Raw genomic sequence first — 8,213 nt, 5'->3', positions numbered from 1 at the left:
CAGCCTTCCAGCAGTTCACGTTCAGAACCAAGTACGTTGTCTGTGTAAATATCGCAGCTCAGTGTACCTTTGGATTCCTGTTCCAGACGCATTTTGAAGAATTTTGCAGCGTCGATGGTCGCAGGTGCGTTACCCAGCGCGTAAATGAAGTGATAGCAGTCATCTGTCAGTTCTACGCCGGAGTCAAAGTTTACAGGTTCTACTTTCTTTTCTACGAAACCTGTGTTTTTTGTTGCTGTGTTTTCTGTGCCGTCAGCTGTTTCCTTTTCGGAACCGCCGCAGCCAGCCAGACCAAACACTGTTACCGCTGCCAGCATTGCAGCGATACCTCTTTTTAACCTCATAGTGTTCCCTCCTCAATATTGAACTACCGCTTCGGGACATTTCCCTTTCCATCTGTTTTGGAAAGAAAAATCTCTTTGCATTCTTTTGTAATACAAATCCCAATCATAAAACATCTATTTTCGCGAAAAAGATTTATTTAAGACAAAATCCGTCTTTTTTTGAATTATAATACTCAAAAAATCAACTGTCAATGAACAATAAATCCAAAATAATGTCCCTTTTTATAATAAATAAATCTCATTTTTTGTTTAAAATGCACATTTATATAAAATCAATGTATTATTTTGTATTTACAGGACATTTTTCGTCCATCAAACAAGCTGTTTTTTGCAGTTTAATAGTTTTTTATTCCAAAAAATAAAGTTTAATCGACACTTTTAAATCTATTTTATATCTCATTTTTACAAATAAAGGTTTCTTAACAACAAAATCATAGACTTTTTTGACAAACAAGCGTATAATATAAAGCAAAATATTTCAGATAATTTTTCCCTTTTTCGGGAAGACTGTAAACAAAACCTATGTAGCAAACAATGAAAGAGGAGATTTTATGGGGAAAAAACTGACACTGACCGATAAGATCTATCAGGATATCAAAGATGATATCAATGCAAAGGTATTTCTGCCAGGCGAAAAACTGAATATCAAGGAGTTGGCAAGAAAATATGATGTCAGCGACACACCGGTAAAACAGGCTTTGCAAAAACTGGCGGAGGAAAAAATCGTTGTGAATACACCCAATAAGGGGATGAGTGTGCGCACAATGACCCCCCACGAAATGACTGACATTTTTGATATGCGCCTGATGATGGATACCTTCTTTATTAAGGATATCGTAACAACACTGAACTACAACACAGAGCTGCGCCAACAGCTGATCAATAATCTGGAAAAACAGAAAGCTTTTATTTCCGGAAATGATTCTGTCCATAAACCCGAAGAATACTTCGAGCTGGACTTTGAATTTCACACCCTGTATCTGAAAGCATCCGGCAACCAGAAAGCCGTGGATGTATTCCGCAGCATGCAGCCCTTTACCTATGCCTCCGGCATGTATGTGAGCCAGCCCAAATACAGAGATATGGAATGTGTGCAGGAACATCAGGCAATTCTGGATGCCGCACTGGCTTCCGATCTGGACGCTCTGCGCAGAGCGGTGGAAGTCCATCTGGAAAATTCCAATAAGGCTTTACGCCTGATCTTTAAAGTAAATCAGATGGTAAATCCCGATTAAAGAGAACAAAAAAAGAACCCCAATGGGTTCTTTTTTGTTTCTCTGCTTAGATCACGAACAACATAAATGCACCGTTTTCTTCATAGGACAGTTCATTCCAGTACTGCAGGAATGTTGCCGCATCCAGGTCTGCATCGTTTGTCATCACGCAGACAGTATGAGGTGTGCCGCCTTCCTGTACAGTAAAGTTTTCAAACACTTTGATCTCTGTAAAGCTCTGTGTTTTATAATCTTCTTTTTCTTCATATTCATAGCCGTCTCTGGTCACATCGGAAACGACCAGATAAGAGCCGTCTTCCTGTCTCTGCACATAGTCCAGCATGGCACCACCATTCATGGAGAACTGGCACAGGATCACAGATTCTGTTTCTTCCGCCATAAATGCATCCCAATGTTCCTGACCGCCTGCAACTGCGCCATTTGCGATGGTGAATAACCCTGCTTCTGTTGCTGCTGCCGCATCCAGATCCGCTGCGTAAGACTGCAGTTCCGCCTGCATTTCTGTTGCGATGGGATTTTCGCTTTCGGGCTGTGTTTCACCGCTGCCGCCGCAGCCTGCCACGCCGCAAACCATCATTACCGCAAATACCATTGCCAACATTCTTTTTTTCATTTCAGATTTCCTCCTCGCACTTCTTCTATGGGAAAATGTTTTCTGCCCCGTTCCAACATTCGCCCTGTTTCCTCAAAAATCGCCCTTTCCACCAGAGGTTCATGGGTATTTTCCACCACAAACCAGCGTTCCTTTGGCAATTCCTGCACTTTTTTCTCCTTAAAGCTGATTTTCTCTTCCTTTCCCTGCACCATGTGCCCCAGATAAACCGGATTCCGCAGGATCCTGCGTACAGTTCCCGCAGACCATTTCCGACAGTCTTTTCTGCCCAGATCCTGTCCGCGGCTTTTTTTCACCTGAGACGGCGTGGGGATCGCCCATTCGGTCAGCCTTTCTGCAACCATTTTACAGGAAAGACCCGATAAATACAACCCATATATTTGCTTCACCACCGGAGCCGTTTCCGGATCGGCCACCAGATGATGTCGGTCGCTCGGATCTTTCTCATAGCCATAGGGCGCATAATTTCCCAGAAACTTCCCTTCCTCCATTTTCCTGCGAAACACCGCGCGAATGTTTTCCGAAAGTTCTTCCGAATACCATTCATTGACCAGACTGTTGATCTGTCGGGCTTTTTTATTGGCACGAAAAGCCGTATCCACATGATCCACCGCCGTCACAAAGCGGATCCCCCACAAGGGAAATTTTTCATGGAGATACCGTTCTGCCGTCACGGCGTTTCTGGTAAATCGGGACTGGGTCTTACAAAGGATGACAGAAAACCGCCCCCGTTCCGCATCCTGCAGCATCCGCTGAAATTCCGGCCGATCCTCCCGCAAGCCGGAATAATCCTCGTCGGCATAAATATCATACACCAACCACCCACGCTCTGCCGCAAACCCCAGCAAAAGTGCCCTCTGGTTGCGGATACTTTCGCTTTCTGTCTGCTCCTTTTCCCGATCCTCTACAGAAAGCCTGCAGTAGATCGCCGCCAGTTCCTGTTTCATAGCACCGCCTCTTTTTCTGTTTTTAAAAAGATATGCTGCCGTGCTTTCCAACAGAAATAAAGAAGCCCCGACCTTCTCAGGTCAAGGCTTTTTCTCCATCGATCAAAGTCCTCTGAAAATATATTTCTGACATTTGGGGCATGTCACATCATCATGGACCTTTCTGCGGCAATCCAGTGTTTTACCGCAATGAGGGCAAATATACAGTTTTGTTTCCAGAAAAATATCCAGGATCACAAGGATGACCGCCAGAGGGATATTGGATGCAAATACGAAAGAAATCGCCGCCAGCGCATAAAGCAGCAGGCTGAGTTTCTGGAATTTTTTAAACTTCGCTTTCAGGGCACTTCCTTTATCGGTTAAGGCTTGCACGATAATTTCCTCCTTCTTCCCATTTCATTGTTTTTATTCTACCGCAAACAAGCACAAAAAGCAAGAAATTCCTGTCCTTCCCCTTTCGTTCCCGTGACCCATGTCACGGGGATCGCCTGCGGAAACGGATCCCTTTCCCAGGGCGTCTATTGCGGGATCGCCCCTCACGTCAATATCGTTTCCATCAAGATCCTCGACAGAGGCGGTCAGGGAAATTCCGCCCAGGCGGTTCGTGCCCTTCGATGGATAATGGACAATTTTCGCAAATATAATATCAGAGTAGTAAATCTTTCCATCGGCACAAACGACAGAAAGGTCAATCTGCCTTTGAAGGAAGCCGTGGAACAGCTTTGGCAGGCAGGCATCGTGGTGGTGGCCGCCGCAGGCAATCCCGATGGCCACAGTGGACACCGCCCCCCGCCTGCTGTCAGCAGCGGCGTGATCTCCGTGGGCGCCTGGGAGGATCGGCAGTATTTTCAGTCCGCTTCCTTTTCCCGCTTTACCAGAGAAGAAAGCCCCGACCTCTGGGCAATGGGAGACGATATCATTTCTGTTCTTTCTCCCGACTATGATTTCACGCTGCCCAATCGCAGCCGCCGGAATGTGGTGCATCCCCATTATATCCGCATGAGCGGCGCATCCATGGCAACGCCTTTTGTCAGCGGTGCCGCCGCCCGCCTGCTGGAACGCCACCCGCGGGCACATCCACGGGAGATCAAAAAAATGCTGCTGCAGCTCACCCTGCCGACGGAAGGACTCCTGACCAGAGAAATGCTCCTAACCTAACAACAGAAAGGTGGCTGAACCATGTCAGAAAATACCCTTTATGCCCTTGCCCGCACCCTGCAGCAAACCAACGGACTGGAGCGGGACTTCAACCAGATGCTATCCACCCTGCGGGATACCGTGGAAACAGAATATCTGCAGAAGATCCGCACCGCTGCCAGAACGGAAAAAAATTTTTCTGTGGAACATCCCCCAAAGGAAGTGACCCTCCTGCGGGCGCTTGCCGCCTTTGCCGACGAAAACGGCCGCAGTCAGATCGACCGCATGACCCAAAGCCTGCTTTTTCTGCACACCATACAGCATATCCAACAGAATGTACAGGAACTTTCTGCCGGAAATCTGCTGGAAGCCCGCAGTGCAGCAGGCGGCACAGCAGAAGATTTGCCCTCGGCTCATTCCGCCCGACTGGCAGGCCTGCTCCTGACACTGGCTCTTGCCGATCAGTTCTGAACACACAAAAAGCCTCAGGATTTCCCTGAGGCTTCTCTGTCTGCAAAACAATTTACGCGTGGTCGCTGACAACAAACATATTCATTTTTTTCAGCACCTTGATATCTTCCTTGGAAACTGCCAGCTCCGCCTTCAGTTCTTCGTTTTCCTCCAGAATTTCAGGAGACAGAACAAATTTGAAGCAGGCAGGCAGGATCGGCTGTGTGGAAAGACCGCAGTAAAGCCCCGCCATTCTGCCGCTGTGACTAAAGGAATTGATGGCATAGAGAAAGGCTCTTTCCACCTTGTTATTCTGATTTTCAAAGTTGAAGTTTACGAAAGTATCATATCTGCGCATCACACCATGATACAGCAATTTGCACTGATAATAATTTTCAAAGCTTTCCAGATATGCATACATATTGGCATCAAACACACCGTTTTCCTGACCGCCATCCTGCACTTCAATGATATTTCGTGCAATGCGGTTGCGTCTGCCGTCATAGAAATACATATAGTATCTGCTTTTGCTCAGGGAGCCTTTTGCCACTTCTTCTCCTTCTGCGGCCGCCTCCTCTTCGCTGGTGTAATCGATCAGATGATTCACCGCGATATCCAATGCCTTTGCAATGACAAACAGTGTTTCAATATCGATGGAAATATCCCCATTTTCATATTTAGAAACCGTTGCTTTACTTTTATGGATCATCCCCGCAAAGGTTTCAATGGTCATCCCTTTCATTTTTCGGTACAGACGGATCCTCTGCCCTACATGGATACTGATTTCTTTCATTTTCATACTCACCTATGTCCTTTTCCCCATAACCACGCCTCTCTTGCGCATGGCATTATTATAATACAAATCTTATGAAATACAACCGTTGCACCATTTGATATTTTTCATATCATATATTATGGAAACCGAACAAACACTACTTTCCCAAAAACACCTTCGCCCCTGTTTTCTCAGAAAATTCGTTTCCAAATATGACATCTGCCGTCACGGAAAACTTTCCTGTTTTCCCTGCATTTTCAAAAAACCTGTTGAAAAGTTTCCTGTGATTAAAATTATCCCCTCAGTATGCTTTCCCTCTTCCAATGATATTGTTCATCATTGTATCACAGAGCATTTCGAAAATCCATGTTTTTTTCTACATACTCCCTTAAGAAAATGTTAAAAAACACTTAATGTTATGTAAATTTAACAAATAGAATAGGCTTTGTAGGATTTTCTTTTGCCATTTCATACCGTTCATAAATATTATGTTAATTTCATAAAAATAAGAAAATCTATGATTTGCAAAACTTATTTGCATATTTCCTCAATACGCGTACATTTTACATCACTTTTTCCACCTACGGTATACATTTTTCTAATTTACATGAAATTTAGCGCCTTTTGAGACATTTGACAAAAATTTTTGCAGCCGTCATAATTTATTTGTAAACCAAACTCCCCATACAAACCATCGGGGAATTCTTTTGAGAGAAATGATCAAATTTTTCAGGAGGCGTTCAAACGTATGAAAAAAAAGACTAACTTTATGGACATTGCAGTCATCGGGCTTGCCCTGTTTGCCATGTTTTTCGGCGCAGGTAACCTGATCTTCCCCCCTTACCTTGGTACCAATGCAGGAAGCGAATGGTTTCTGGGTTTCATGTGCTTCTTTGTAGCCGATGTTGGTCTGGCACTGGTTGCCATCCTTTCCATGATCAAAAGCGGCGACATTTCCATTCAGGGCGTGACCAGAAAACTGGGCCCCACTCCCTCTGCCATCATCAATACACTGATCGTGCTTTGTATCGGCCCCTTCCTGGCCATTCCCCGTACCGCGGCAACAACCTTTGAAATGGGTGTTATGCCCATCTTCCCCGCCATCAACAGCTGGGTATTCGGTGCCATCTTCTTTGGTCTGGTGCTTCTGTTCACTGTGCGCCCCTCCGGCGTTGTTGACGTGATCGGCAAATATCTGACCCCTGTTCTGGTGGCATGTCTTCTGGCTATGATCGTTCTGGGCATCCTCAATCCCATTGGTGATATCAGCTCTGTAGCAAAATTTGACACCGTAAAAGAAGGCATCCTGTCCGGTTATCAGACCATGGACGTTCTGGCTTCCATCGTATTTGTCATCATCATCATTTCCGCAGCGAAAGACAAAGGCTACACAGAAACAAGAGATACCATGAACGTGGTCATCAAATCCAGTATCTTTGCTGCGGTTGCCCTGTTCGTGATCTACGGCGGTCTGGCATTTCTGGGTGCCACAACATCTGCAGGCGGTTTTGAAAGCTATAACCAGACAGGTCTGGTGGTTGCCATCACGCAGTCTCTGATCGGTAATTACGGCGTTCTGGTCCTGGCAATCATTGTATTCTTTGCCTGCCTGACCACAGCCATCGGTCTGGTTTCTTCCTGTGCATCCTATTTTGAAGAACTGACAAAGGGCAAAGTTTCCTATACAAAAGTTGTACTCGCAACCGTTGCTTTCAGCTACATCGTTTCCAACTTCGGCATTTCCGCCATTATCAGCATTGCTTCTCCCGTACTGAGCCTGCTGTATCCTGTGGTTCTGGTCATGATCGTACTGAATTTCTTCAGCAATAAAATCAAAAACAACAATATTTATGTTTTCGCAGCCATGTTTGCGCTGATCGCCAGCGGCGCAGAAGTGCTGAACGGCTTTGGTTTCCCTCTGGAATTCATCCACCATCTTCCTCTGGGTTCCTTCCAGTGCGGCTGGGTGGTTCCTGCCATCATTGGCGGTCTCATCGGCAAATGCATTCCCGCTTCCGAAGGCAGTTTCTCCTTCAGCAGAGACGACGAAGACCCCGACGCAGCATGATAAAATCCGGTATTCCTATCCTTTACAAATAAATATAAAATGATAGAATGGACACTGTCTCCCGACAGTGTCCTTCTATTTTTCCAAAAAATTTTTCAAAGACACAAACTTTTTTCCCCTTCCGCCCATCTATAAGACAGAAAACAGAAACAGTTTTCCAAAAGAACCGCGGAACACAACAGAAGGAGGTACCCCAATGCAGGACATTTATGACTGCACTGTCCAATACATCATTGAAAATCAGAACAAATTCTATCGTCTGGCTTACAGCTACCTGCAGGAAGAACAGGCCGCGCTGGATGTGGTACAAAACGCTATCATCCGCGGTCTGGAGGGCTGCTACGGGCTGCGAAATCCCCTGGCAATCAAGACGTGGTTTTACCGTATCGTGGTGAATGAATCGCTGCAATATCTGCGCAAACAGAAAAACCTGACGACGCTCACAGAAGAACATACGGCAGGGCTGACCTATACGGAGCCTGCCTTCACCGAAGATAACGAGGCTTACGCCGCTGTGCTGCAGCTGCCTGAGCCAATGAAGACCGTCGTCATCCTTCATTATTATGAAGACCTGACCTTAAAACAGATCGCAGAAATCACCGATACCCCGCTGAGCACCGTAAAAACCCGACTATACAGCGCCC

General features: G+C 45.8%; 9 protein-coding genes and 1 pseudogene. 5 read left to right on the top strand and 5 right to left on the bottom strand.

Annotated features, from left to right (window positions below; genetic code table 11):
- Window positions 1-344, bottom strand: a pseudogene (locus ACJMLT_RS08530) (hypothetical protein); the annotation flags it as partial.
- Window positions 345-895: 551 nt separating this feature from the next.
- On the opposite strand from ACJMLT_RS08530, the gene ACJMLT_RS08525 reads away from it, so the two are divergent.
- On the top strand, window positions 896-1,579 hold the full coding sequence (locus ACJMLT_RS08525; protein WP_405729449.1) for a GntR family transcriptional regulator: 684 nt from the start codon (window positions 896-898) through the stop codon (window positions 1,577-1,579).
- A 46-nt stretch (window positions 1,580-1,625) separates the two neighbouring features.
- On the opposite strand, the gene ACJMLT_RS08520 is transcribed toward ACJMLT_RS08525, so the two are convergent.
- From ACJMLT_RS08520 to ACJMLT_RS08510, 3 genes are all read right to left on the bottom strand, one after another.
- Window positions 1,626-2,192: a hypothetical protein gene (locus tag ACJMLT_RS08520; protein WP_405729446.1), complete on the bottom strand. Its 567-nt coding sequence runs from the start codon at window positions 2,190-2,192 to the stop codon at window positions 1,626-1,628.
- A complete protein-coding gene (locus ACJMLT_RS08515) occupies window positions 2,189-3,139 on the bottom strand; it encodes a recombinase family protein (protein WP_405729443.1) in 951 nt (316 codons plus the stop codon). The genes ACJMLT_RS08520 and ACJMLT_RS08515 overlap by 4 nt, the downstream gene beginning before the upstream one ends.
- Window positions 3,140-3,241: 102 nt before the next feature.
- The gene (locus tag ACJMLT_RS08510) at window positions 3,242-3,511 is read right to left on the bottom strand and encodes a hypothetical protein (protein ID WP_405729440.1); all 270 of its coding nucleotides are present in this window, start codon (window positions 3,509-3,511) and stop codon (window positions 3,242-3,244) included.
- A gap of 93 nt (window positions 3,512-3,604) precedes the next feature.
- Here ACJMLT_RS08510 and ACJMLT_RS08505 point away from each other — a divergent pair, with 93 nt between their 5' ends.
- Entirely contained in the window at window positions 3,605-4,297 is a 693-nt protein-coding gene (locus tag ACJMLT_RS08505; protein ID WP_405729438.1) for a S8 family serine peptidase, read from the top strand.
- A gap of 21 nt (window positions 4,298-4,318) precedes the next feature.
- Window positions 4,319-4,747 (top strand): hypothetical protein, encoded by a 429-nt coding sequence (locus tag ACJMLT_RS08500; RefSeq protein WP_405729435.1) that lies wholly within the window; start codon window positions 4,319-4,321, stop codon window positions 4,745-4,747.
- A gap of 52 nt (window positions 4,748-4,799) precedes the next feature.
- Here ACJMLT_RS08500 and ACJMLT_RS08495 read toward each other — a convergent pair whose 3' ends face one another.
- Window positions 4,800-5,519 carry a helix-turn-helix domain-containing protein gene (locus tag ACJMLT_RS08495; RefSeq protein WP_405729432.1) on the bottom strand — a complete coding sequence of 240 codons (720 nt, stop codon included), beginning with the start codon at window positions 5,517-5,519 and terminating at the stop codon, window positions 4,800-4,802.
- A 730-nt stretch (window positions 5,520-6,249) separates the two neighbouring features.
- Between ACJMLT_RS08495 and brnQ the strand changes: the two genes are divergently transcribed.
- The gene (gene brnQ / locus ACJMLT_RS08490; RefSeq protein ID WP_405729429.1) at window positions 6,250-7,569 is read left to right on the top strand and encodes a branched-chain amino acid transport system II carrier protein; all 1,320 of its coding nucleotides are present in this window, start codon (window positions 6,250-6,252) and stop codon (window positions 7,567-7,569) included.
- A 196-nt stretch (window positions 7,570-7,765) separates the two neighbouring features.
- Window positions 7,766-8,213, top strand: a 448-nt coding sequence (locus ACJMLT_RS08485; protein WP_405729426.1) for an RNA polymerase sigma factor, incomplete at its 3' end; no start/stop codon positions are given.

Origin of the sequence: Anaerotignum sp. (genome assembly GCF_045122575.1) — a bacterium.
In the GTDB taxonomy this organism is placed as follows: domain Bacteria; phylum Bacillota; class Clostridia; order Lachnospirales; family Anaerotignaceae; genus Anaerotignum_A.
This window is presented reverse-complemented; position numbering and strand designations above follow the sequence as displayed.